This window comes from Salegentibacter salarius, from assembly GCF_900168265.1.
Lineage (GTDB): Bacteria > Bacteroidota > Bacteroidia > Flavobacteriales > Flavobacteriaceae > Salegentibacter > Salegentibacter salarius.
Genome location: NZ_FVZF01000014.1, coordinates 1 through 24,662, shown reverse-complemented (window position 1 = coordinate 24,662; position 24,662 = coordinate 1). Strand labels below are relative to the sequence as shown.

Annotated in this window: 23 protein-coding genes; 15 read left to right on the top strand and 8 right to left on the bottom strand. The window is 36.6% G+C overall.

The genetic code is table 11. From position 1 onward, the window contains the following. Window positions 1-142: 142 nt before the first annotated feature. Window positions 143-730: a DUF4136 domain-containing protein gene (locus tag B5440_RS09130; protein ID WP_232755980.1), complete on the bottom strand. Its 588-nt coding sequence runs from the start codon at window positions 728-730 to the stop codon at window positions 143-145. Window positions 731-860: 130 nt separating this feature from the next. Further along, the gene (locus B5440_RS09125) at window positions 861-1,415 is read right to left on the bottom strand and encodes a fasciclin domain-containing protein (protein WP_070053324.1); all 555 of its coding nucleotides are present in this window, start codon (window positions 1,413-1,415) and stop codon (window positions 861-863) included. A gap of 253 nt (window positions 1,416-1,668) precedes the next feature. Between B5440_RS09125 and B5440_RS09120 the strand changes: the two genes are divergently transcribed. The 3 genes from B5440_RS09120 to B5440_RS09110 all read left to right on the top strand — a co-directional run bounded on the left by B5440_RS09120 (window position 1,669) and on the right by B5440_RS09110 (window position 2,904). Beyond that, the gene (locus B5440_RS09120; protein ID WP_232755979.1) at window positions 1,669-2,397 is read left to right on the top strand and encodes a hypothetical protein; all 729 of its coding nucleotides are present in this window, start codon (window positions 1,669-1,671) and stop codon (window positions 2,395-2,397) included. Window positions 2,398-2,474: 77 nt separating this feature from the next. Next, window positions 2,475-2,720 carry a putative signal transducing protein gene (locus B5440_RS09115; RefSeq protein WP_057482023.1) on the top strand — a complete coding sequence of 82 codons (246 nt, stop codon included), beginning with the start codon at window positions 2,475-2,477 and terminating at the stop codon, window positions 2,718-2,720. Beyond that, entirely contained in the window at window positions 2,713-2,904 is a 192-nt protein-coding gene (locus tag B5440_RS09110; protein ID WP_070053322.1) for a hypothetical protein, read from the top strand. The genes B5440_RS09115 and B5440_RS09110 overlap by 8 nt, the downstream gene beginning before the upstream one ends. Before the next feature lie 82 nt (window positions 2,905-2,986). On the opposite strand, the gene B5440_RS09105 is transcribed toward B5440_RS09110, so the two are convergent. Further along, window positions 2,987-3,997, bottom strand: coding sequence for a 3-oxoacyl-ACP synthase III family protein (locus B5440_RS09105; RefSeq protein WP_070053321.1), 1,011 nt, complete (start codon window positions 3,995-3,997; stop codon window positions 2,987-2,989). A gap of 138 nt (window positions 3,998-4,135) precedes the next feature. Between B5440_RS09105 and B5440_RS09100 the strand changes: the two genes are divergently transcribed. Then, window positions 4,136-6,595, top strand: coding sequence for a S9 family peptidase (locus tag B5440_RS09100; protein ID WP_070053320.1), 2,460 nt, complete (start codon window positions 4,136-4,138; stop codon window positions 6,593-6,595). A gap of 317 nt (window positions 6,596-6,912) precedes the next feature. Here B5440_RS09100 and B5440_RS09095 read toward each other — a convergent pair whose 3' ends face one another. Together B5440_RS09095 and B5440_RS09090 are read right to left on the bottom strand one after the other, a co-directional pair. Continuing rightward, the gene (locus B5440_RS09095) at window positions 6,913-8,223 is read right to left on the bottom strand and encodes an ABC1 kinase family protein (protein WP_070053319.1); all 1,311 of its coding nucleotides are present in this window, start codon (window positions 8,221-8,223) and stop codon (window positions 6,913-6,915) included. A gap of 21 nt (window positions 8,224-8,244) precedes the next feature. Beyond that, the gene (locus tag B5440_RS09090) at window positions 8,245-8,913 is read right to left on the bottom strand and encodes a TetR family transcriptional regulator C-terminal domain-containing protein (protein WP_070053318.1); all 669 of its coding nucleotides are present in this window, start codon (window positions 8,911-8,913) and stop codon (window positions 8,245-8,247) included. 222 nt (window positions 8,914-9,135) lie between these two features. Between B5440_RS09090 and htpG the strand changes: the two genes are divergently transcribed. Further along, on the top strand, window positions 9,136-11,022 hold the full coding sequence (htpG, locus tag B5440_RS09085; protein WP_070053369.1) for a molecular chaperone HtpG: 1,887 nt from the start codon (window positions 9,136-9,138) through the stop codon (window positions 11,020-11,022). Window positions 11,023-11,219: 197 nt separating this feature from the next. Here htpG and B5440_RS09080 read toward each other — a convergent pair whose 3' ends face one another. Continuing rightward, a complete protein-coding gene (locus B5440_RS09080) occupies window positions 11,220-13,433 on the bottom strand; it encodes a tetratricopeptide repeat-containing hybrid sensor histidine kinase/response regulator (RefSeq protein ID WP_232755978.1) in 2,214 nt (737 codons plus the stop codon). A 138-nt stretch (window positions 13,434-13,571) separates the two neighbouring features. On the opposite strand from B5440_RS09080, the gene B5440_RS09075 reads away from it, so the two are divergent. Both B5440_RS09075 and B5440_RS09070 read left to right on the top strand, forming a co-directional pair. Next, the gene (locus tag B5440_RS09075) at window positions 13,572-13,931 is read left to right on the top strand and encodes a DoxX family protein (RefSeq protein ID WP_070053316.1); all 360 of its coding nucleotides are present in this window, start codon (window positions 13,572-13,574) and stop codon (window positions 13,929-13,931) included. A 3-nt stretch (window positions 13,932-13,934) separates the two neighbouring features. Then, complete coding sequence (locus B5440_RS09070; protein WP_070053315.1) at window positions 13,935-14,519, top strand: alpha-ketoglutarate-dependent dioxygenase AlkB family protein; 585 nt, start codon at window positions 13,935-13,937, stop codon at window positions 14,517-14,519. A gap of 56 nt (window positions 14,520-14,575) precedes the next feature. Here B5440_RS09070 and B5440_RS09065 read toward each other — a convergent pair whose 3' ends face one another. Continuing rightward, complete coding sequence (locus tag B5440_RS09065; protein WP_070053314.1) at window positions 14,576-15,358, bottom strand: S1/P1 nuclease; 783 nt, start codon at window positions 15,356-15,358, stop codon at window positions 14,576-14,578. Between the two features lie 162 nt (window positions 15,359-15,520). Between B5440_RS09065 and B5440_RS09060 the strand changes: the two genes are divergently transcribed. The 8 genes from B5440_RS09060 to mqo all read left to right on the top strand — a co-directional run bounded on the left by B5440_RS09060 (window position 15,521) and on the right by mqo (window position 23,597). Continuing rightward, on the top strand, window positions 15,521-16,381 hold the full coding sequence (locus B5440_RS09060) for an SPFH domain-containing protein (protein WP_070053313.1): 861 nt from the start codon (window positions 15,521-15,523) through the stop codon (window positions 16,379-16,381). A gap of 10 nt (window positions 16,382-16,391) precedes the next feature. Beyond that, window positions 16,392-17,330, top strand: a complete 939-nt coding sequence (locus B5440_RS09055) for an alpha/beta hydrolase family protein (RefSeq protein ID WP_070053312.1) — start codon at window positions 16,392-16,394, stop codon at window positions 17,328-17,330. 1 nt (window position 17,331) lies between these two features. Beyond that, a complete protein-coding gene (locus tag B5440_RS09050; RefSeq protein ID WP_070053311.1) occupies window positions 17,332-17,499 on the top strand; it encodes a type II toxin-antitoxin system antitoxin in 168 nt (55 codons plus the stop codon). Then, on the top strand, window positions 17,499-18,320 hold the full coding sequence (locus B5440_RS09045; protein WP_070053310.1) for an HAD family hydrolase: 822 nt from the start codon (window positions 17,499-17,501) through the stop codon (window positions 18,318-18,320). The genes B5440_RS09050 and B5440_RS09045 overlap by 1 nt, the downstream gene beginning before the upstream one ends. A gap of 61 nt (window positions 18,321-18,381) precedes the next feature. Then, a complete protein-coding gene (locus tag B5440_RS09040; RefSeq protein WP_070053309.1) occupies window positions 18,382-19,647 on the top strand; it encodes a DUF819 family protein in 1,266 nt (421 codons plus the stop codon). Between the two features lie 143 nt (window positions 19,648-19,790). Continuing rightward, window positions 19,791-20,552, top strand: a complete 762-nt coding sequence (locus B5440_RS09035; RefSeq protein ID WP_070053308.1) for a DUF4369 domain-containing protein — start codon at window positions 19,791-19,793, stop codon at window positions 20,550-20,552. 169 nt (window positions 20,553-20,721) lie between these two features. Continuing rightward, the gene (locus B5440_RS09030; protein ID WP_070053307.1) at window positions 20,722-21,999 is read left to right on the top strand and encodes an L-lactate MFS transporter; all 1,278 of its coding nucleotides are present in this window, start codon (window positions 20,722-20,724) and stop codon (window positions 21,997-21,999) included. An 86-nt stretch (window positions 22,000-22,085) separates the two neighbouring features. Further along, window positions 22,086-23,597 (top strand): malate dehydrogenase (quinone), encoded by a 1,512-nt coding sequence (gene mqo / locus B5440_RS09025; RefSeq protein WP_394330408.1) that lies wholly within the window; start codon window positions 22,086-22,088, stop codon window positions 23,595-23,597. Between the two features lie 313 nt (window positions 23,598-23,910). On the opposite strand, the gene B5440_RS09020 is transcribed toward mqo, so the two are convergent. Next, on the bottom strand, window positions 23,911-24,662 hold a 752-nt coding region (locus B5440_RS09020; RefSeq protein ID WP_143533299.1), incomplete at its 5' end, for a transposase.

Below are 24,662 nucleotides of genomic sequence, written 5' to 3'. Positions count from 1 at the left end.
TTTAAACGCTCCTAACGTCACTCTGAACTTGTTTCAGAGTCTAAGCTAAATTGAACTTAGCTCAAGTTAGAACCTGAAATAAATTCAGGTTGACGTACAATGGAAATTTAAACAGCCAATTTTTATTTTCTGCTAAAGAGAATTATGGAAATTCTTTAAAAATCTCATCTACATAATCTCTTATATCTCTTTCTAATCTTTTTGAACCAATTTCCTCATCGGCAGTTCCACGCCATAGGATTTGATTTGTTCTTCTGTCAATTAGATCTATAACAATAGATTTTTCTTTATAAGGCAGTTGTTTAACCTTCTCTGCTGCGGTAATTCGCTGCACGGTGAAATAGTTGTCATAAGTATAATCTTCATAATATGGCCCTATATAAAGTCCGGGGCGATAGTATGAAAAATTGGTATAAACAGGATCTGCATTTACATCTGCTATTCTTTCGTCAAACATTGCGTGAACATAAACTAACACATCTGGCCGGCTATTATCTATAGCATAACCTTCGGAAGACATATTATTGTTGATGGTAGATATAATCACTTGGTGAATGCGATCATTATCATAACCCGTATCTTTAATAGTATCCTTATTAGGTAAATAAGAATACGTATTGTATTTCTCTATTTTTTTGGCAGAGTCTTTAGAAATATTGCTTCCAGAGCCACAAGACATCATAAAGGCTCCCGCCATAATTAACGTGATAAGTAATTTTACTTTCTTCATAAATTTCAATTTTCATTCAAAATAAGTCTTTCTCGAGAACTAGAAAAAGGATATAACTTTTTTGATATTTAATTAACAAATAAGAGCGGCCATATTGACCGCTCTTTAATTCTTCTTTTTCAATAGCAATTTATTTCCCCGGCAACACTACTGTATCTATAACATGAATAACTCCATTTGACTGGTTTACATCTGCTGTAGTTACCGTAGCATCATTACCTGAAGCATCATTAAGCTTTACTTTGCCATCTTCCATCATGGCATAAAGTTTTCCACCTTGCACGGTTTCAAAAGTAGCTTTCCCATCACCTTCCTCAATTGCAGCAACAACATCTTTTGCTCCAAAATTACCGGTAATTACATGGTAAGTAAGAACAGCCTGTAGTTGCTCTTTGTTCTCTGGCTTCAAAAGGCTTTCTACCGTGCCTGCTGGCAGCTTCTCGAAAGCTGCGTTAGTGGGTGCGAATACGGTAAAAGGACCTTCACTTTGTAAAGTTTCCACTAATCCAGCAGCTTTTACTGCAGCTACCAAAGTAGTGTGATCGTTAGATTGCGAGGCGTTTTCTACAATATTTTTGCTAGGATACATTTCTGCACCTCCAACCATAGTAGATCCGTTTTGGGCCATTAAAGTCCCGCCAATAAATAGGAAACAAAAAATTCCTAATAGTTTTAAATTTCTCATAACAATAATTTTTAAATGGTTTATTAAATAAACGAGATTAAGAGTGCTTCGGTTTTTATTAGTTTACGATTTAGCATTTACTTAAGAACTCGTTCATTTTAATTTTTGTTTAATTTAATTATATTTTAGTTGAACAGTATTTAAAAATATCCAATTAGGATAGATTGAACATCGAAAGGTTTAGAATAAAAAATAGGATTGCATGAATCATCTTAATTACTTAATTTAGTGACAGATGCTAAAGAAAAGGAAAATGAAGTTGAATTTAAACTTGCCCCGCACTAATTTGGAAGTGCAGTTGCATAAGTCTCGCGAAAAAAGAATTTCTACTGTAAACATTTTACAACAAGTACAGGAAATATTTGAAAATGAAGCAAGAAAGGATGATGAAATTCTAAATGAAATTCATAATGGAGACGCCGGAATTAATAATTTTAACCTGGATCTATTAGAAAGCAATAGAATTTTTCATCTTTCAGATATTGAAAAGCTTTCTATTGATTATCGCCTGCGTTTCTTAGACAGCACTTATTTTAAAGGAGAAATTCCTTACGAAGCCCTCTCTAAAATTAAAGCCTTAGAAAAGGAGCAACAAATATCTTTAAAAGGTTTTAAAATTGTAGCGCCTTCTAAACTTTTTAAACTTGAAAATGCCGATGACCCTTTACTTTTCGCTCCTATGGGGAACGATTATTTCTACCTAATTCATAAATGGGGTAATGATCTGCATCCTTTTAGAAAGTTAATGATGTGGCCTTTTAAGCATTTAGAAAATTTTATTGCTTTACTGCTGGTTCTTAGTTTTTTAATTGCACTATTAATTCCCGACGGACTTTTCTCACCGCAACAAACCACCACGCAGTTTTTAATGATTTTTTTCTTTGCATTTAAATGGGTTGCCGGCCTTTCTATTTTCTACGGATTTAAAAAAGGAAAGAATTTTAGTTCGGCTATTTGGCGCAGTAAATACTATAATGCCTAGAACGTTAAACTCTGTATAAAATGGCCGTTAAGCTATATTATACTTCGTATTTTAGATAGTACTAAAAACTATAAATTATGAGTTCAGACGAATCTTACGAGCGAGTATATACGGGTTCTGATACCAATGTTCAATACCTACAGGAACTTTTTGGTAAAGCAGGAATTTCTTCCCGGGTTAGAAACGATTTTGATTCAGGTTTACGCGCCGGATTTGGCGGTGGTTTACCGGGACAGGTTCAGCTATTTGTGGTAAAAAATCATTACGATGAAGCCTTAAAGATCGCAAAAACAACCTTCCCAAAAGATTATAAAGATGAGTAACCTCAAAGGAGGAAAACGCAACAAATGGTATTTAATACTGGGAATTATTTTTCTTGTATATGGTACTTACCGTCTCTACACCCACTTAACTGCAGATGAAACCGATAATTTTGGATCTATCCTGGCAGTAGGTTTTATTGTCTTTGGAATCTATGATCTCTTTAGATATTTTAGAAAAGTATAGAAAATAAAATGTGCTAAACATATAAAAATAAAAAAGGTCATTTCTTTTATAGAATGACCTTTTTTTTTGAGTTTGGTTATAATTACCAGCTAATCACGGCACTTGCCCAGGTAAATCCGCTACCAAAGGCGGCTAATACTACAACATCTTCATCTTTAATTTTTCCTTTCTCCCAGGCTTCACATAAAGCAATAGGAATAGAGGCTGCAGTAGTGTTTCCGTATTTCTGAATATTGTTATAGATCTGGTCGTCTCTTAATTCAAATTTTTGCTGCACAAACTGTGAAATACGTAGATTGGCCTGGTGCGGAATCAACATATCAATATCCTTAACTTCGAGTCCGTTGGCTTTTAAACCTTCCATGATCACTTCAGAAAAACGCTGAATCGCATTTTTAAAAACAAATTGACCATTCATATAAGGATAATAAGGAATATCATCTCCCTGAGGGTTTTCAGCAATAATCTCAGGAACCCAATGTTCAGTACTAGGTCCTTTTAGAGAAAGTTCCAAGGCGTGTTTTCCTTCAGAATGTAAATGAGTAGACAGAATTCCTTCACCATTATGATCACTCCTGGTTAAAACCACTGCTCCTGCACCATCACCGAAAATAACGGAAACCGAACGCCCACGGCTTGTAAAGTCAAGTCCGCCACTGTGATTCTCACTACCAATAACCAGTACATTTTTATACATCCCGGTTTTTATAAATTGATCGGCAGTAGAAAGGCCATAGATAAATCCGCTACACTGGTTTCTCACGTCTAAAGCGGGACAGGTATTTATATCTAACATTTCCTGAACCTGCACTCCACAACCAGGAAAATAATAATCTGGACTAAGGGTTGCAAAAACGATCAGGTCTATATCATCTTTATCAATTTTAGCGCGCTCAATAGCAATTTTGGCAGCTTTCACCCCCATTATAGCGGTAGAATTACCATCGCCTTTTTTAATGTGACGCCGTTCTTTGATACCGGTTCTCTCCTGAATCCATTCATCGCTGGTATCCATAATTTTGGCCAAATCATCATTAGTAACAACATTCTCTGGCACATAACTCCCAACTCCGGCTATTTTAGATTGATACATATTCTATTGTTTAGTATATTTAGACCTTATTCAATTTAAATTTAAGCATTTAATAAAAACGGGTCCGCAATATAGTAAAGATTAACATTACTGCGATTATAGCCCCTTTTTATTTTCATTTCCAAAAACCACATTATTATGAGAAAAATTTTTTTAAGTATTTTCAGTTTAATGCTGAGTTTTCCTGCTCTCTTTGCTCAGGAAGATCTAACCTACCAAAAACCACCCGAAGAAATCCTTGAACTGGTAGATGTACCACTAGCTCCTTCTACAATTCTAGATAGCGATGGTGAAATGATGGTATTTCTATATCGTGATCAATATAAATCTATTGCTGAACTTAGTGAAGAGGAACTAAGACTTGGCGGATTACGAATCAACCCGGTAACAAATATTAGTAGTCGCGCCAGGTATTATAATAACCTGGAAGTTAAACCTATTGATGCCGAAACTCCAACTCAGGTAAAAGGTTTACCCGAAAATGCCCGCCTGGCAAATTTTAACTGGTCTCCAGATGAAACAAAAATAGCTTTTACCCACTCTACAAATAACGGGGTAGAACTTTGGGTTATGGATCTTGAAAATGCCCAGGCCAGAAAGTTGACCGAAGCTAATCTTAACGCGAATATGCGCGATGTGATTAACTGGTTTAAAGATAATTCTTCGGTTCTAGTTAAAATGCTCCCTGAAGATCGTAAAGATCTAATCAATACTGAAACTGCTATTCCAACAGGACCTACAATTTCGGTAAGTGATGGGAAAGAAGCCCAAAACCGTACCTACCAGGATTTACTTAAAAATCCTAACGATGAATATAATTTTGAACAATTAGCTCGTTCAGAATTAGTAAAAGTAAATCTAGACGGCACTTCAGAGAAATGGATGGACGCTAAAATGTACAACAGTGTTTCATTTTCTCCAAGCGGTGAATATGTGATGGTAAATCACCTTAAAAAGCCATTTTCTTATTTGGTTCCTTATTACAGGTTCCCTTCAGAAACAAATATTTACTCCGCTGATGGAGATTTGGTAAACCAGGTAAACGATGAGCCTTTATTAGAAGATCTACCCAAAGGTTTTATGTCTACTCAAACCGGCAGAAGAAATGTACAGTGGCGCAGCGACAAACCTTCTACTTTGGTTTACGTAAAAGCTTTGGATGAAGGTGATCCTGAAGTTGAAGTTGATTTTAGAGATGAAGTTTTTGTTTTAGAAGCTCCATTTAGCGGGGAAGGAAATTCTATTCTGAAAACCCAGGATCGTTTCTCAGGAATTACATGGGGAGATGATGAAATTGCTATTGCTTATGATTACTGGTGGAATACCCGGAACACAAAAACCTATGTTTTTAACCCATCTGATGCTTCAGAAGAACCTGAAGTGATCTTTGACAGAAATTATCAGGATCGTTACAGTGATCCTGGAAGTTTTGTGACCACAAAAAATGATTTTGGCCAGAGCATTTTAAAACTGGATGGTGAAGATGCTTTTCTGCTTGGTGACGGTTATAGCGAGGAAGGACAATTTCCTTTTGTAGATAAAATTAACCTGGAAGATGGTGAAACCGAACGCTTATATCAATCTGAATACAACGATAAGAAAGAAACTCTTGTAGAGGCTTTAGATATTGAAGATGGAGAAATTCTGGTAAGAATAGAATCGGCTACCGAGTATCCTAATTATTACATTAGAGACATAGATGATAAAGAAGACCTAACACAAATTACTTCTTTTGAAAATCCTTTTAAAAGTCTGGAAAACGTGAGTAAAGAAGTAATTACTTACGAGCGCGAAGATGGGTTGGAACTAAACGGAACGCTTTATCTCCCTGCCGGTTTTGATAAAGAGAATCCTGAAGAACATCCTATGATCGTTTGGGCTTACCCGAGAGAATACAAGGATAAAAATTCGGCGTCACAGAATACTTCAAACGCCAACGATTTCACTTATCCTTATTATGGTTCGCCAATCTATTGGGTAAATCGAGGTTATGTAGTATTAGACGATGCTTCTTTCCCAATTATTGGAGAAGGCGAAGAAGAACCAAATGATAGCTTTAGAAAACAACTGGTTGCAAACGGAAAAGCAGCAATTGATGCTGTTGCCGAAATGGGCTATATAGATCGTGATCGCGTTGCGGTGGGTGGCCATAGTTATGGTGCGTTTATGACGGCAAACCTTTTATCGCATTCTAATCTTTTTGCGGCCGGAATTGCCAGAAGTGGAGCATATAATAGAACCCTAACTCCTTTTGGATTCCAAAGTGAAGAGAGAAGCTATTGGGAAGCTCCGGAGGTTTATTACAATATGTCTCCCTTTATGCATGCTGATAAAATGAAAACTCCTCTTTTATTGATCCATGGAGAAGCAGATAATAATTCTGGAACTTACCCTATGCAAAGTGAACGTTATTTTAATGCTTTAAAAGGACTTGGCGCTACTGCGCGTTTGGTAATGCTACCAAAGGAAAGTCATGGTTACAGCGCGAAAGAATCTGTTCTACACGTACTTTGGGAGCAAGACCAATGGCTGGAACAATATGTGAAAAATAAAGAAGTAGCCGGAAATATTGAAACTTCAGAAGAAATGAAAGATTAAATTTTAGACTTTATACCTTAATTAGGCTGTTTGAGAAATCTTAAAATCGTCATCCTGAACTTGTTTCAGGATCTAAGTTGTTAGAAGCTGAAATATCCCGAAGCTTCGGGACAGCTTGACGAAAAAAGAGCTTTTCAAACAGCTTTTTTTATTTCAGCATTTACTCAGAAAATTTATTAGAAAATCTTATTTGAAAACTCCAATTTAAAACGAAGAATTTAGCATCTAACTTATCGTCTAAAAATAGAAAAAACGCTATTACTATAGGGACGGTAATAACGCTCTTTCACAACCTAACCAATAAATAAAACCAACAATTATGACATATAATCGCGGAACCTATTAACCTCGATCTTCGCTTTGAGATCGTGCAGTAAATTATATAATCCAAAAAATGTGCGGTTTATATAAAGAAAGTGTTTACTTCCCCTATTTCCATTCATTTTTCGCAATTCTGTATCCTTACTATATTTTTCGCTGAGTGCTGTAATTGAATTCCAAAAGCTTTCGTCGGCAAAATCAAAAGTCTCTTCGTGAAACGGACCCGTGAATAAGCTCAGCATTTCATAAAATAACTCCGAAAAATATTCGATTTCTCTTTCCGAATCATCTTCCCTTAAAATTTCTAATTGAAAAAGTTTTTCATTGAAAAATTCAGGATTATCAATATTTTCTTTTTTCGCCAATTCAAAATAAGGTACATAAAAGTCGTCTGGCACCTGTTTGATACACCCGAAATCTATAGCGATAAGATTTGAATCTTTATCGATAAGAAAGTTTCCCGGGTGAGGATCAGCGTGCACTTCTTTTAAACCGTGCATTTGGTACATATAAAAATCCCAAAGTGCCTGCCCTACCTTATTCGCTTTTTCCTGGTCGGTATTTTCTTTTGCAAATTCACTTAAATGTTTCCCATTCATCCAGTCCATAGTGATAATTCGCTCACTGGATAAATCTTCATAATATTTAGGAAACTTTAAATTAGGAATATGTGAGCAGGCTTCAGAAATTTCTTTACTCTGCTTTACTTCCAGTATATAATCGGTTTCCTCGAGTAATTTCCCTTCAACTTCTTTAAAATATTTTGCGGAATCTTTACCCTGAAGGTTGAACATCCTGGTAGCAATAGGTTTAACCATCGCTAGATCTGAACTTATACTATCTGCCACGCCGGGATATTGAATTTTCACAGCAAGTTTTCTCCCATCTTTTTCGGCTTTATGAACTTGGCCAATACTGGCAGCATTCACAGATTCGCTCGCAAATTTGTCGTATAATTCTTCAGGGTAAGCTCCGTTGTACTTCTTAAATGTTTTTCTAACCAAAGGTGCAGAGAGCGGCGGCACGCTAAATTGCGCCAAACTAAATTTCTCTACGTAGGCATTTGGCAAAAGGCTTTTTTCCATAGAAAGCATTTGCGCAACTTTAAGCGCGCTTCCCTTTAAACTCTTAAGGCTATCGTAAATATCTTCGGCATTATCCTGATCTAATTCATCTCTGGTAAATTCAGAATTAAAGGCTTTTTTACTATAATATTTAAGGTAATTGCCTCCTAACTTCACTCCGGTTTGCATCAGTTTTGAAGTTCGGCCAATTTTGCCTGTTGGTATGTTATCTATTGTTTTCATTATATTTTGAGGTAGACTTTATTAAGCCATTTTTTCTTTCCATAGGAATTTTCCTAAATCTATAACCCTTTCTAGAGGGGTATTATCGAACACATCAAAAACAGTGTTTACTGATTTCTCTATCGCAACATCGGTGCTCTCAAATTGAGCAGAATTGTCATCCATCCAAAATTTCATCAGGAACATTAGTTGCACCCAGGCTGCTTCAGAAAATATTTTTTCTGATTGCTGTAAAGCCTGAACTCCCTTATCTGCATTACCATCCTGGATTAGATCTCTAGCAAAAGATTTTACTCTTTTTCTTAATCCTTTTAATTGCTGAAGATTTTTAAGTTGACTTTCGTGTTCCTTTAGTGAGAATAGCACATAACTTCTATTTGCAGTTAGCATTTCAAAGAAAGTATAGTAGAAAGTGAGCATCTTTTCACGGTTGGTGAAAGTCTCAAATTCGGGACTTTTGTGAAGCACGGTAATAGTATGCTCGTAAAATCTTTCCCAAATTCCTTTTTGCAATCCTTCAAAACTTCCGTAGAAGTTGTAGAATTCCTCTTCCTTGATCTTATTTTCCTTACAAAATTTATAAACTGTTTTAGGACGTTTCTCTTCTTCCAATACATAATCCATATACATTGAAATAAGCTTGTCTTTATCTAAAACTTTCTTGGTTGTATTTTTTTTAGTTGTAGCCATAATTGTTATTTCTTTTTCAAAGATACACTTTTGTTTAAGTTTTAATTCATAATATTAAACAAAATGTTTGTTAAAAATATTCAGTGGTTAAATTGTGTTTCAGAAAGTTAGACGCTATGCTGCATTTTACATTACAGCTTATGTCAGTTTGTCAGCGGAGTTTTAATGGTATTTTTTTTGACTATAAAAAAGCAACGTAAAATATTATTAAAACAAACATATATGGCAACCGGAAAAATTAATGTTTCTGTAGAGAACATTTTCCCACTGATAAAGAAGTTCCTTTACAGTGACCACGAAATCTTTCTAAGGGAGTTAATCTCCAATGCGACAGATGCAACCTTAAAATTAAAACACCTTACCGATATTGGCGAAACCGATGTAAAATATGGTAATCCGGTAATTGAGGTAAAGATTGACAAAGAGGGTAAAAAACTTCACGTTATAGACCAGGGAGTTGGAATGACGAAGGAAGAAGTTGAAAAGTATATTAACGAAGTAGCTTTTTCTGGCGCTGAAGAATTCCTTGAAAAGTATAAAGACTCTGCTAAAGACAGCGGAATTATTGGGCATTTTGGTCTTGGATTCTATTCTGCCTTTATGGTGGCCAACAAAGTAGAGATCCTTACCAAGTCTTACAAAGATGACCAGGCTGCACATTGGGTTTGTGAAGGTACTACTGATTTCACTCTGGAAGACGCCGATAAAAAAGAGCGAGGAACCGAGATCATTCTTCATATAAACGAAGAAGACGAAGAGTTTTTAGAAGAAAACAGGATCCAGGAATTATTGGTGAAGTATAACAAGTTTATGCCTATCCCAATTAAGTTTGGTACCAAGGAAGAAACTTTACCGCTTCCGGAAGACGCTCCTGAAGATGCAGAAGCAGAAACCAAAACGGTAGATAATATTATCAATAATCCTGAACCGGCGTGGACCAAACAGCCAACAGATTTAGAAGACCAGGATTATAAAGATTTTTACCGCGAATTGTATCCAATGCAATTTGAGGATCCATTATTTCATATTCACCTTAATGTAGACTATCCGTTTAATCTTACCGGAATTCTTTATTTCCCTAAGATGACGCAGGATATGAATATTCAGAAGGATAAAATTCAGCTTTATCAAAATCAGGTTTTTGTAACCGATAATGTTGAAGGAATTGTTCCAGAATTCTTAACCATGCTTCGCGGGGTTATAGATTCTCCAGATATTCCGTTGAACGTTTCCCGTTCTTATCTTCAGGCAGATGGTGCCGTTAAAAAGATCTCCAGCTATATTACTCGTAAAGTAGCAGATAAGCTGAAATCTCTTTTTAATAACAATCGTGAAGATTTTGAGAAAAAATGGAATGATATTAAGATCGTTATTGAATACGGAATGCTTTCTGAAGATAAATTCTACGAAAAAGCGCAGAAGTTTGCACTTTACCCAACGGTAGATAACGAGTATTATACTTTTGATGAACTTCAGGAGAAATTAAAAGATAACCAGACCGATAAGGATGGCAATCTTGTAGTGCTTTATGCTTCTAACCAGGATGAGCAACATAGTTATATTGATGCGGCTAAAGCAAAAGGTTATAAGGTATTATTATTAGATTCTCCAATTATCTCTCACCTACTTCAAAAAATGGAAGGTGATAAAGAGAAGATTTCTTTTGTTCGTGTAGATTCAGATCAGGTAGATAACCTCATCAAAAAAGACGAAGAGAAGATTTCAAAACTTTCTGAAGAAGAAAAAGAGAAACTAAAAGGAGACTTTGAAAAAGTAATTCCGAAGGAAAAATATACCGTACAAATGGAAGCGATGGATAGCGATGCAGCGCCATTGCTAATCACGCAACCAGAGTTTATGCGCCGCATGAAGGAAATGCAGCAAACCGGTGGCGGCGGAATGTTTGGAATGGGTAATATGCCAGAAATGTATAACCTGGTGGTAAATACCAATCATCCATTAATTTCTGAGATTCTAAATACTAAAACTGAGAAGAAACAAGAACGCTTAATTAAGCATTCTCTAGACCTTGCGAGATTATCTCAAAACCTGCTTAAAGGAGAAGAGCTTACTAATTTCGTGAAACGTAGTTTCGACATGGTAAAGTAATTTCTTCTTAGGAGGAAATTCTAGAAAAGGCCTGGAAAGTCTTGTAATCGTCAAGCTGTCCCGAAACTTCGGGATGTTTCAGCTTCTAACATCTTAGATCCTGAAACAAGTTCAGGATGACGAAAAAAACAGCTTTCCAGGCCTTTTTATTTTATATAAACTAGAAATTTGAGAAGATGTGTTGTAAATAAAAAAGCTTAATTCTTAGGGACAGATTCTACACCTGCACTTAAATTCCGCTTAATAATTTGATAAAATCTTTCTACATCGTAAGGCTTAACAATAATATCATTCATCCCAGAAGCGTGAATTTCGTTTCTAACCTCTTCTATTTCTACGGCGGTTAATGCCACTACAGGCACGTGTTTATTGAACTGCCTAATACGTTTAGTAGTTTCCATTCCATTAATTCCCGGCATATTCAAATCCATTAGAATAAGGTCAAAATTTTCAGAAGATGCTTTTTCTATAGCTTCTACTCCATTGGAAGCCACTATGCATTCAAAATTCTGTTTTTCCAGAATTCTGCGGGTAACCACCTGGTTAATTCTATTGTCATCTACCACAAGAATTTTCTGTGCTTCCTTTAAATTATCTAAATAAACCTCGTGCGCAAATCCGGCTTTCTTGGTAGGAGACTGATCTTCTTTAAGACTAAGACTAAAACAAAACAATGAGCCCTCGCCTTCCTTACTTTTTAAATGAATTTGGGAATCAAACAATTCCAGCAAACGTTTCACAATAGGCAACCCAAGTCCGGTGCCCTGGTAATTATAATTAGAAGATTTAAGTTGCGAAAATTCTTCAAAAATTAATTTCTGCTTACTTTTTGGAATCCCAATACCATCATCTTTTACTTCAAAATAAACTACAGACCGGTCTTCTACCCGTGCCTGTAATTTTACACTAATAAAAACATTACCATTCTCTGTAAATTTTACCGCATTCCCCACAAGGTTCATGAGTATTTGAGACAAACGCACAGGATCACCGATTAGATCTACCGGTATATCTTCGTCTATATGATAATGTACCTTATTTTTATTCTGAAGACGGGTAAACTCGAAGGTATTTACAATACTTAGCACCAACTCCTTAATATTAAACGGAATATTCTCCAGTTTCACCTGGTTAGACTCCATTTTATTCATTTGTAGCACATCATTGATAAGCGCCAAAAGATAATCGGCTGAAAATTTTAGTGATTTTAGATCACTTTCATGTTTTTTAAGACTTTTATCATCTAATAATAAAGACGCCAGTCCCACCACACCATATAGTGGCGTTCGCAACTCATGACTTACAGTAGAAAGGAATTCTGTTTTCAATTTAGAAAGACGTTCTGCATTATCCCGGGAATCCCTTAGTTGATTGTTCTTTTCCTTTAGCTGGTGAATAAGCTTTTTTCTATCCTGGTTAATTTTATTCAGGATCAAAAGAATGATAATTAGAATAAGAGAAGCAACTACCATAATGAGAATTTTTTCGGTAGATTTTGCTATTAATTCATCCTGATAAGCCTGCTCTTTCTTAGATATTTCCAGGTTACGGCGATATTCATTTACATCAAACAGGGCATTGGCAGCTTCAATTTGTGCTAATTTATCTTTTTCAAAAAGTTGAGCATTATAACTATCATATTTTTCCAGGCTTTTGTAAGCCGCTTCGAACTCCCCTTTTTCAAACAACATAGCGGCGTAATCTTTACAAATTAAAGAGGCCGGCAATATCAAAGAATCTTTTTCTGCCAGTTTTAAACCCTGGGTAAAATAGTATTCAGCAGAATCAAGTTCATTAGTTTTATGGTGATATTTTCCCAATAACATATAAAGTTGAGAACGCGCATTATTATTTTGCTCCCCCTCTAAAAGCTTGAGAGATTCATTAAGATAAGGGTACGCCTGCGAATATTTTTTCTCATCCATATAGGTCCAGGCAATGTTAACGGTGGGGGTTAATTTTTCTTTTGGAACTTTTAAACTATCGGCCAGACCAATTACCTTATTATAATATGCAATACCCTTTTCCTCATTACCCTTTTCTTCAGAATATATATTGCCTAAATTATTATAGATATAAATTAATAGAGTATCGTTTTCCAGCCCATGGACAATCTCAAGCGCTTTTAAATAATTAGATTTTGCGCGCGGGTTATCCTTTAATTCATGGTATGCAATACCCAGGTAATTATGAGCATGGAATTTATAATAATCATCTCCCAAATTTTCGGCGTGTTCAAGCAGAATATAGGCATGCTCTATACCATCCTTATAATTGTATTTGGTTAAATATTCTGTAGTAATCTCGGTTAAATGCTCAAGACTATCTTTAGAAACAGGTTCAATACTTTGCGCAGAAAGCAAATTTAAACCCATTAAACAAAAAGTAAGTAGAAGGTAATTATGTTTCAATATTCCAATAAGTTAAGTTGTAGAAAGGGTCTCGAAAATTACTTTATTTTTGCCAAATACACAAGATTTTCAGTCTTTTACAGATAATATTATTAAAAAAAACAATCGATCCTGAAAATATATTTTTATCTTTAAAATATGCAATACCCCTGGCACCTTTATCTCATGGGCGCGATGTATATCGTAGCCGGAACAATTCACTTTATAAAACCTAAAATGTATATGCGCATTATGCCGCGCTATTTGCCGGCGCATAAAGCTTTGGTTTTACTCAGCGGCGTGGCCGAGATATTTCTTGGCTTTATGCTATTTTTTCCTGAAACAAAGGATCTTGCGATCTACGGAATTATTTTAATGTTACTGGTTTTTCTCCTGGTACATTTCTATATGCTTTCCTCAAAAAAAGCCGGTGCAGGCATTCCCAAATGGGCTTTATTACTAAGGATCCCACTGCAATTTTTTCTTATGTATTGGGCCTGGTTCTATTTACAATTTTAAAAGATGAAATCAGAAATTTTTAATTTACCTGATGCAGAGCTGGAGTATTTCCCCAATTTTCTAAACACAGAGAAAGCTGATCTATTGTTGGATAAATTGCTAAAAGAAGTCCCCTGGCAACAGCAAAATATTAAGCTCTTCGGAAAAGAGATTCCGCAGCCACGCCTAACAGCATTTTATGCCGAACAGGGAATTTCCTATACTTACTCAGGATTACAGCTTAAACCAAATAGTTTTTCAACTGAATTGTGGAAATTAAAACAAGCTACCGAAGAACTTTCAGGCTTTGATTTTAACACCTGCCTTGCCAATCTTTATCGGCATGGAAATGACAGTATGGGCTGGCACGCCGATGATGAAAAGGTGCTAGGTAAAAATCCCGTGATTGCTTCAATTAGTTTGGGCGGTATTAGAAGGTTTCAATTTAAACACAAAACCAATAAAGATTTAAAGGAAAGTATTGAACTACAGCACGGCAGCCTGCTAATTATGAAAGGAAGTATGCAACATTTTTGGAAACACCAACTCCCCAAAACCAAAAAAGAAGTTGCACCCAGGATCAATCTTACTTTTAGAAAAATAAATTAAAAAAGCCATTGCGAATGGTTCTCCACAATGGCTTTTCTAAAATTTCAGGCTTAAAATTACCCGTAAATCTCATTTAATATTTTCGCTAAGCGTATTCCGCCTTTTTGTAATTGCTTCAGCACAGTTGGTAAATGTTCATACATATATTCGTAACCCAGCTTCTCTCCTAATTCAACTGAATCATAAAGTTCATCTGCCATTTCTCGAGACTCGTAAACCCAGTCTATAACCTCACCTTTTTCAATAGCTTCTATTTGCGCTCTACTTAATGTGCGGCTATTTTCAGCAAGTTCAGTATAACTCATTTGGTAAGAGTCTATCATTTGGCTATCCCAAACCCGGTGAATATTAGAACCCTCATTATACCAACGTACCTGTATATCATTTCCACCCTTATCTGCTCCTCTTCCTACGTGAAAAGGCTGGTGAAGATCACCTACAAAATGAACCAACATTTTAAGGTAGAATTGCTTTTCTTCTTTAGAGGCATTTTCATCTTTTAAAACCTCTTTACATTTTAAAATTGCCTGGTATAAATCTCCCTTAGGATTTGCGGTTTCTTCATTATATTTTTCCTCATCAGGTGCTAGATTCACGTAATGCCAGGGACCATATTTTCTGAAATCTGGGTCACTTTTAATATCATCGGCATAATTTGCTACAAAGGCTAAGCCCTGGCCGTTTAAAATTTTATCTATTGCTTTTTTAGCTTTCTTGTTTAAATAGTTTTCGGCTATTTCTCCGGTGGCACGGTGTCCCGTTTTCCCCCAGTCATTATCATTGGCAAAACCAGTGTTTCCCATTAATAATACAAAAGCTAACATCAGTAATTTTTTCATCTATAGATTTTTTAAAGATTAACGCAGATAAAAGCCTATCTCCATTATAGTTTTTGCAAATATAATGAAGCCCATATTTTTTATATGTTAAATCTTTTCCCGGTTCAAACTAATATAATATATTTATGATATCAATTTAATATCAACCAATTTTAGAACATCATGACTCAGGAAAAAGATCTCACAGCAGCAAACGGCTATATTATGTTGTTTGTTTTTCTATTTTTATTCTTCGGAAGTATTATAGGTTTTATTGTACTTAGTAATCCCTGGTTTATTCTTGGAATAATTATCGCATTATTTATCCTTCCCGGACTTATTCTGGTTAACCCAAACGGCTCCAGGGTACTTTTACTTTTTGGCGATTATAAGGGTACTGTAAAAAAGAACGGACTTTTTTGGGTTAACCCATTTTATACCAAAAAGAAAATTTCTTTACGTGCCAGAAACTTTGACAGCGAACGCCTAAAAGTGAACGATAAATTAGGAAATCCGGTAATGATAAGCACTATCCTGGTTTGGCGCGTGCGTGATACCTATAAAGCCTCTTTTGATGTTGATAATTTCGAAAATTTTGTAGTGGTACAAACAGATGCTGCGGTTAGAAAACTTGCCAGTCTCTATCCTTATGATAATTTTGCCGACGAAGGTTTAGATGAAGATATTACCCTGCGTTCCAGTGTAAATGAAGTTAGCGATGCTCTCGAAAAAGAATTGGAAGAACGCTTAAATATTGCCGGAATTGAAGTGCTTGAAGCTAGAATTGGTTACCTGGCTTATGCTAACGAAATTGCCAGCGCTATGTTAAAACGCCAGCAAGCAACAGCCATTGTTGCTGCCCGACATAAAATTGTGGAAGGTGCAGTGAGTATGGTAGAAATGGCCTTACATCAGCTAAACGAAAAAGAATTAGTAGACCTTGATGCCGAAAGACGCGCAGCAATGGTTAGCAATTTAATGGTTGTGCTTTGCAGTGACAAAGATGCTACACCGGTAGTTAACGCCGGTACTTTAAATCATTAAAAAAACAGAGATGAGAAATTTAAAATTTAGTTTAATCTTAATTTTCTTCGGAAGTTGTTTCTCCTTCGCCCAGGAAACAACATTTTCTGAAGAAGAGATTTCTATAGATAAACTTACCGATGGAACTCTCACGCTGCCTTCTAATAATGAAAATCCTCCTTTGGTGATTTTTATTCAGGGCTCGGGCTTAACCAATCGTGATGGCAACCAAAGTGGTATGCAGAGTGATTTTTCAAAAAAAATTGCTCATCAATTAGCTGAAAATAAAATAGCAAGTTTCAGATTCGATAAAAGGAGTATTAAAGCACAGGAATTAAACCTGGAAGCAATTTCATTCGATGACTTTATAACCGATGTAAAAAATATTCTTAGCTACTTTAAAAAAGAAAACTTCAGCAAATATGTTATTGCAGGACATAGTCAGGGTTCGTTAATAGGAATGATTGCTGCAAAAGATAATGCAGATGCTTTTATCTCGCTCGCGGGCCCAGGAGAAAGTATAGACAATATTTTAGTAGAACAACTTTCGGCACAATTACCTCAGCTAGAAAATGAGATCACTAAAAACCTACAGGAAATTAAGATAAACGGTAATACTTCAGAGTATCCGAATATTTTGGAAATGGTTTTTCATCCTAAAAATCAAGCTTTTTTATCTTCCTGGATGAAATATGATCCTTCAGAAGAAATTGCCAAACTCAAAATTTCCGTTTTGGTGATAAACGGAACAAATGATGCACAGGTAAAAGAAGAACAAGCCAAAATACTGCATAACGCGGCTCTTAATTCAGAATTAGTATTATTGGAGAATATGAACCACGTTTTTCGTGAAATAGTTTCTAATGATTTGACTAAAAACTACCAGACCTATAATAACCCTGAATTACCCTTGCATCCCGAATTAATTCCGGTTTTAACCGATTTTATTAAAAATCTGGAAATTAAATAAAATGAGTAATAAAAAAGCATTCGCCCTTAGAGTTGACGAAAAGATGCTGAAAGCCATTGAAAAATGGGCTGCTGATGAATTCAGGAGCACCAATGGGCAGATAGAGTGGATGCTAAATAAAGCACTTAAAGAAGCAAATCGCCACCCAAAGAATAAAAAAGAAGAATAATGGAATACAAAATAGTTTTCTCAGATATTGACGGGACTTTATTAAACCACGACAGGGCATTATCTCCTGCTACAATTTCAACGATAAAAAATTTAAAAGATAAGCTGCCCTTCGTGCTCATTTCGGCAAGAATGCCGGCGGCAATGAGACACCTTCAGGAAGATCTGGATATAAACGAACAACCCATAATTTGCTACAATGGCGGCTTGATCTTAGTAAACGGAAAAGCGGTGAGCTCTACTGAAATTCCAATAAATACGCTTGAAAATCTTTGTGATTTCAATAAGAATATGAATTGCCATTTGAGCCTTTACCATAGTGACGAATGGTATGTTCCGCAGTATGATCAATGGGCTGCACGTGAAGAAAACAACACTAAAGTAAAACCAGACATTAAGTCGAATAGCGATGTGCTTTCTTCCTGGAAAAAAGATAACAAAGGGGCGCACAAAATTATGGCCATGGGTGATGAAGCGCATATAGATGAAATTAAAGATTTTCTATCCCAAAACTTCCAAGATCAATTGCATTTATACCGTTCTAAACCCACTTATCTGGAAATTGCTAACAAAGAGATTTCAAAACTTACCGCAATTAAATTTCTGCTTAAAAACCATTTTGATCTAAGCCCTGAACAAACTATTGCTTTTGGTGACAATTATAACGACGTAGAAATGATAAAAGGCGTAGGTATGGGCGTAGCAGTTGGAAATGCCAGAAGAGAAGTGCTGGAAGTTGCCAATATTGTTACCCAAAGTGGCAAGGAAGATGGTGTGGCAAATAGGTTAAGAGAATTGTTTAAAATCAATGTACAGGATTAGCGATAATCCTTAAGAAGAGTTTAAGAAAAATTGTATTTTGGCGCCGCTTAAAACTTTTCTAATGCAAGATACACCTGTTTTTACCAATGACGCGATAGTATTCGGACTTTTAATGCTCGCCCTGGGTTTTGTGTTTGTCACTTCTTCCCAAAAAGAGGGTTTCTGGAAGAAATTCTATGCAGTTGTTCCTGCACTTCTAATGTGCTATTTAATTCCGGCGATCTTTAATTCGCTCGGATTAATAGACGACAGCACCTCTCAACTCTATTTCGTGGCCAGCCGCTACCTTTTGCCTGCTTCCCTGGTTTTAATGACACTTAGCATAGATTTAAAAGCCATTTTTAACCTTGGGCCAAAAGCACTTATTATGTTTTTCGCAGGTACCGTTGGAATTATCGTTGGTGGCCCGCTTGCCATTTTAATTGTTTCAGCAATTTCTCCTGAAACTGTTGGCGGCGTTGGTCCAGACGCCATTTGGCGTGGCCTTTCTACTATTGCAGGAAGCTGGATTGGCGGTGGAGCTAACCAGGCAGCAATGCTGGAAATATATGAGTATAATCCAGAACTGTACGGTGGGATGGTACTGGTAGATATCGTAGTAGCTAACTTGCTTATGGCAGGTTTACTTATGGGTATTGGAAAAAGCGAAAAAATTGATAAATGGCTAAAAGCAGATAACTCGGCCATAACTGAACTTAAAAATAAAGTTTCCAATTATGCTGACAGCGTAACCCGAAATCCAAGCCTGCCAGATTATATGGTGATGTTGGGACTTGCTTTTGTTGCGGTTGGACTTGCACACTGGGGAGCCGATGAGATTTCGGCATACTTATTAGCAAATTTTGAGATTTTCAACGATAGCAAAAGTGCGCTTTCCTCCTTTTCTTCTTCCTTTTTCTGGATGATCACTATTGCAACAGCCATTGGTATAGCTCTTTCTTTCACTAGATTTAAAAAGTACGAGGGCGCCGGTGCCAGTAAATTAGGAAGTATTTTTATTTATATTCTTGTTGCAACCATTGGGATGAAAATGGATCTCGGAATGGTTTTCGACAATCCGGGCCTCATCGGTATCGGACTTATATGGATGTCTATTCACGTGATTTTTCTATTTGGTACCGCCAAACTTATTAAAGCACCTTATTTTTTCCTTGCGGTAGGCAGCCAGGCTAATGTTGGAGGTGCAGCTTCAGCACCTGTTGTTGCGGCGGCATTCCACCCATCCCTTGCCACGGTAGGAGTGTTACTTGCGGTTTTTGGATACGTAGTAGGTACCTATGGTGCAATTCTAACTACTATTTTAATGCAAATCGCGGCCGGGAGTTAGTTTAGAAAAGAAAATTATAAGATATTTGCCGCCTGAATCAGAAACCTGAAACCAGATAAATTCTGAATACAAAAAATTGGGAATACACAGAAGTATATTTATCAGCTTGTGAAAATTCCTACATCGACAGAAAATTATAAACAATGAAAAAAATTAGCATTCTTTTACTGGCAATTATTGCCCTAAGTTCTTGTAACAATAAAGAAAGCAACCTTATCGTAAACGCTAATATTGAAGGCCTTAAAAAAGGAACCGTTTATCTTCAAAAGATAGAAGATACGCTTATGGTAGATGTAGATTCGGTAGAAGTTAACGGCAATGCTAATATAAGCCTGGAAACTTTTATTGAAAGCCCGCAGGTAATGTACCTTTATCTTAAAAAGGTAGACAACTCTCAGTATGACGATCGCATAGATTTCTTTGCTGAAGAAGGAGAAGTGACCATTAATACCACTTTAGAAAAGTTTGTAACCGATGCAGAGATAATCGGCGCAAAAAACCAGGAAAAACTGGAAGAATATCGCAAGATGATGACACGCTTCAATGACAAAAACCTGGAATTAATTAAGGAAAATTTTGAAGCACAGAAAGAAGAAAATGAAGAAAAATTAATAGAAGTAAATAAGCAATATGAAAGCTTGCTTAAAAGAAAATACCTCTACACAGTAAATTTCGCGATTAACAACAAAGACCTGGAAGTGGCTCCTTATTTAGCCCTTTCTGAAGTTTTTGATGCTAATATTAAATACCTGGATACTATTTATAATTCTTTGGAACCAAAGGTGAAAAAATCTATGTACGGGAAAGAATTAAAAGATTTCCTGAAAGAGCGAAAAGAGGAACAAAAAGAAATAGAAAATATTAAAACTGAAGAAACAGACAGCAGTGAAGAAAGCGTAAGTTAATTCAGCATTTTATTTAAGAAACTAAAAGCTCGCAATTAAAAAATTGCGGGCTTTTTTATTATATCATTTCTAAGAATACAGTCATTTCATATTAATTTTCACAATAAAAACTTATACTTGTTATCTTATTCAGCTTAATAGCATTATAACATTAAAAAATTCTCTATAAATGGACACCACCACCGCGAAAAACCGATGGCTAATTGCCGCTTCCGCAGTTTTTATTCATATTTCTATTGGTGCGGCATACGCTTACAGCGTTTACACGCAACCTCTTGTTGAAACTAAAGGATGGTCTATGGCTTCGGTTACCACCGCGTTTACAATAATGATGGTTCTTGGTGGAGGTTCCGCAGCATTATTCGGAAAATTTGTAGAAAGAAGTGGTCCTAGAAAATCGGCTATGCTCGCCGCGGTATTATTTGGTCTGGGCCAGGCAGGCTCCGGTTTCGCAATTTCTATGGATTCCTTAACGGGATTTCTACTCTCTTACGGGCTTTTAAGTGGCCTGGGGCTGGGAATTGGTTATATAGCACCCGTTTCAACATTAGTGAAGTGGTTTCCCGATAAACGTGGACTGGCAACAGGAATGGCAGTACTTGGTTTTGGTACCGGCGCACTGATAACAGCACCGGTAGCTGCAAGTTTAATAGAATCTATAGGGATAAGTTACACCTTCTATATTTTAGGGATCTCTTATTTTGTTTTAATGATGCTTGGTGCATCTTATATCGCACCACCCCCAAGAAACTGGATGCCGGCAGGAATGAAGGCAGCTGTCAAAGCCGGAACCAGGAAAATAAAAAAAGACTTATCCCAAGCAACATCCGGTGAAGCTGTTAGGACTAAACATTTTTGGATGTTATGGACTATGATGCTTATAAATACCAGCGCAGGGATTATGATGATTTCGGTAGCATCTCCTATGGCACAAAACATCGTTGGGTTATCGGCCGGGGCGGCAGCCACAATGGTAGGAATTATGGGAATATTTAATGGCGGCGGAAGATTAGGTTGGGCAGCAGCTTCAGATTATATTTCACGCCCAAAAGTTTTTATTATTTTCTTTATCATTCAACTGGTTGCCTTTATTACACTTCCCATCATTACCAGCGCATTCATTTTTCAAATTTTCATCTTTTTAGTGGTAAGTTGCTACGGTGGCGGATTCTCTAATCTTCCGGCCTTTATAGGAGATCTCTTCGGCACTAAAGAACTGGGAGCAATTCACGGTTATCTTTTAACCACCTGGTCTTTGGGCGGACTTATAGGCCCTACCCTGGTTTCACAAATTTACACGAGAACCGGAAGTTATATCCCAGTATTTTATGTTTTTACCGGGCTAATCATCATCGCCCTTGTTATTAGCATATTATTAAACAGAAGTATTCAAAAAGTTAAAAGCAAGGAGGAAAAACTTCAATACGAGACCTCAACCATAGAATAATTAATGCTTTCGGAGTTTCTGTTAACTCTCGAGCTTTAATATTTTATTGGCTAAGATTGGTTTTCTGTTTTTCTAAATTTGAGAAAATCCAAACCATGAATCAAAAAGTACTTGAAGAAAATAACTACGATCTTATTTGCGTAGGCGGTGGAATTATGAGTGCAACGCTCACTTTAATGCTGAAATTAGTTGATCCAAAGCTTAAAATAATCATATTTGAAAAGCTAGGTGAGGTAGCCAAAGAAAGTTCTGGAGCGTGGAACAACGCCGGAACCGGCCATTCTGCTTTATGCGAACTTAATTACACCCCAGAAAAACCTGATGGCAGCATCGATATTAGCAAAGCCATTGAAATATTCAGCCAGTTTGAAACCAGTAAACAATTCTGGGCTTACCTGGTAGAACAAAACCTGGTTAAAGATCCTAAAAAGTTTATTCATTCGGTACCACACCACAGCTGGGTTACGGGAAATGATAATATTGAATTTCTTAAAAAGCGTTTTAAAGCTTTAACTCAAACAGCAATGTTCGAAGAAATGAAGTTTTCTGAAGACCCGAAGAAATTAAAAGAATGGTTCCCATTAATTGTCGAAGGACGAGAGAACGAGAAAATGGCCGGTACGAGGATGGAAATTGGAACTGAGGTTAATTTTGAAGAGATCACCCAACAATATATCAAGATTTTAGAAGAACAATTTGATGTCCCCGTTTTAAGAAATACCCATGTTTTAGATGTAGACCCAGATGAAAACCTGGAGTGGACGGTAGAAGCTCAAAATCTGGACACCGGAGAAGTAACTTATTATGACGCAGAACACGTGTTTATTGGTGCCGGTGGTGGCGCTCTCCCCTTACTTCAAAAAGTAGAGATTGAAGAAAAAGATGGTTATGGTGGCTTTCCGGTAGATGGGCAGTGGTTAGTATGTAAAAACCGGGAAGTAATAGAAAAACATTTAGGCAAAGTTTACAGTAAAGCGGGACCAGACGCTCCACCAATGTCTACACCGCATTTAGACACAAGATATATAAATGGAAAACAAGAGTTGCTTTTTGGACCATTTGCAGGATTTACCACTAAATTTCTAAAAGAAGGTTCTAAACTAGATCTTCCTTTAAGCATAAATAAAGATAATATTTCTTCTATGTGGGGTGTTTTCTGGCACAACTTACCACTCACCCAATATTTAATGAAACAAGTAACCATGGATCATTCAGACAGGATGGACGACCTTAGAAAATTTATAAAAGACGCAAAGGCAGAAGATTGGGAGTTGAAAGTAGCCGGTAAAAGAGTTCAAATCATCAAGAAAGATGAAGAGCAAGGAGGCGTTTTAGAATTTGGCACCGATGTAGTACATAGCAAAGATGGCTCTATTACCGCTTTACTTGGTGCGTCTCCGGGAGCTTCTGTAGCGGTTTCTATTATGCTGGAAGTTATTAATACTGCTTTTCCGGAACAAGTAAAATCTAATGAATGGCAACAAAAACTTTCAAAAATGATTCCTTTCTGGAATAAGAATATTGAAGGTAATGAAGCTGAATTTAAAAAAGTGCAGGCTAATTCTTCCGAAAAACTGGAGTTAGATGTTTTGCATTAGATAGGCACAACGCAATTTCAACCAGAATATTTCAATATAAAAGAAGCTATAATAAAAGTCTAGCTACCCGTAAAGCTGAACTTGTTTCAGCTTCTAACATGTTTTGATTAGCTACAACTTAGATCCCCGATATAAAAATCGGGGCAAGCTCTGAAATAAATTCAGGATGACGTTTAAAGGATTCCATGAAAAAGAGGCTGTCTAAAAAGTATTTAGATGGCCTTTTTTTATTGATAAAAGTTTTGTGAGATGAAGCACTTCTTCTTTTTGTAAATTTTCTTTCTGATGAAAAAAGGCAATGAGCCCCCATCTCTTATGCTATACTGAATTTTCTTAAGTTGTGCGCCATAGCTATTAATCCTATTTCAGTAGTTACTTTATCCATTCCCCGCAACATAAACCGCTTAAAGCCCATGTTTTGCTTGATGTTTCCAAACACAGCTTCTACATCCCAACACCTTCTTTTGCGATGTGCTATTCCCGCTTCACTTAGTAGTAGGTTCCTGGCCTTTTCCTTGTGGCGAATCAGGTTGTGATTACGTTCGATAGTCCTGTTCCCTTTAGCTTTATGGCAGCTGCCCCGCAAAGGGCACCCCTTGCAGTTGGCGGCCTGGTAACGATGGATCTGCTGCTTAAAACCGGTAGTGGTTTCACTCTTATAACTTTTTACTTTCTTCATCGCCTGGCCCATCGGGCAATAATACGTATCGGTTTCTTTATTATAGAACAGATTGTCTGGATGAAATAGGTTTTCTCGGTGCTTTTTATCGCGTTGCTCTTTGTGGAAGTAGTTGTATTTCACATAAGCAGTAATTTGCTTTTCTTCTAAATCGGTATAATTCTCTTCACTGCCATAGCCGGCATCTGCGGTAAGGCTTTGAGGTGTTTGATCGTAGGAGTTTATGTGATCTTGCAAGTGGTCTTTTAAGGTAGTGGTATCGGCGGTGGTTTGGGCTAAGGTATAATTGGTGATGAACTGATTATTGGTGGAGGCCTGAAGGTTATACCCGGGTTTTAATTGCCCATTTTGCATATAATCATCTTTCATCCGCATAAAAGTAGCGT

Bases quoted from the DNA above. Each gene is read 5' to 3' on its own strand.
- B5440_RS09130 (WP_232755980.1), bottom strand. From the start codon at position 730: ATGAAGAAAGTAAAATTACTTATCACGTTAATTATGGCGGGAGCCTTT.
- B5440_RS09125 (WP_070053324.1), bottom strand. From the start codon at position 1,415: ATGAGAAATTTAAAACTATTAGGAATTTTTTGTTTCCTATTTATTGGC.
- B5440_RS09120 (WP_232755979.1), top strand. From the start codon at position 1,669: ATGAAGTTGAATTTAAACTTGCCCCGCACTAATTTGGAAGTGCAGTTG.
- B5440_RS09115 (WP_057482023.1), top strand. From the start codon at position 2,475: ATGAGTTCAGACGAATCTTACGAGCGAGTATATACGGGTTCTGATACC.
- B5440_RS09110 (WP_070053322.1), top strand. From the start codon at position 2,713: ATGAGTAACCTCAAAGGAGGAAAACGCAACAAATGGTATTTAATACTG.
- B5440_RS09105 (WP_070053321.1), bottom strand. From the start codon at position 3,997: ATGTATCAATCTAAAATAGCCGGAGTTGGGAGTTATGTGCCAGAGAAT.
- B5440_RS09100 (WP_070053320.1), top strand. From the start codon at position 4,136: ATGAGAAAAATTTTTTTAAGTATTTTCAGTTTAATGCTGAGTTTTCCT.
- B5440_RS09095 (WP_070053319.1), bottom strand. From the start codon at position 8,223: ATGAAAACAATAGATAACATACCAACAGGCAAAATTGGCCGAACTTCA.
- B5440_RS09090 (WP_070053318.1), bottom strand. From the start codon at position 8,913: ATGGCTACAACTAAAAAAAATACAACCAAGAAAGTTTTAGATAAAGAC.
- htpG (WP_070053369.1), top strand. From the start codon at position 9,136: ATGGCAACCGGAAAAATTAATGTTTCTGTAGAGAACATTTTCCCACTG.
- B5440_RS09075 (WP_070053316.1), top strand. From the start codon at position 13,572: ATGCAATACCCCTGGCACCTTTATCTCATGGGCGCGATGTATATCGTA.
- B5440_RS09070 (WP_070053315.1), top strand. From the start codon at position 13,935: ATGAAATCAGAAATTTTTAATTTACCTGATGCAGAGCTGGAGTATTTC.
- B5440_RS09065 (WP_070053314.1), bottom strand. From the start codon at position 15,358: ATGAAAAAATTACTGATGTTAGCTTTTGTATTATTAATGGGAAACACT.
- B5440_RS09060 (WP_070053313.1), top strand. From the start codon at position 15,521: ATGACTCAGGAAAAAGATCTCACAGCAGCAAACGGCTATATTATGTTG.
- B5440_RS09055 (WP_070053312.1), top strand. From the start codon at position 16,392: ATGAGAAATTTAAAATTTAGTTTAATCTTAATTTTCTTCGGAAGTTGT.
- B5440_RS09050 (WP_070053311.1), top strand. From the start codon at position 17,332: ATGAGTAATAAAAAAGCATTCGCCCTTAGAGTTGACGAAAAGATGCTG.
- B5440_RS09045 (WP_070053310.1), top strand. From the start codon at position 17,499: ATGGAATACAAAATAGTTTTCTCAGATATTGACGGGACTTTATTAAAC.
- B5440_RS09040 (WP_070053309.1), top strand. From the start codon at position 18,382: ATGCAAGATACACCTGTTTTTACCAATGACGCGATAGTATTCGGACTT.
- B5440_RS09035 (WP_070053308.1), top strand. From the start codon at position 19,791: ATGAAAAAAATTAGCATTCTTTTACTGGCAATTATTGCCCTAAGTTCT.
- B5440_RS09030 (WP_070053307.1), top strand. From the start codon at position 20,722: ATGGACACCACCACCGCGAAAAACCGATGGCTAATTGCCGCTTCCGCA.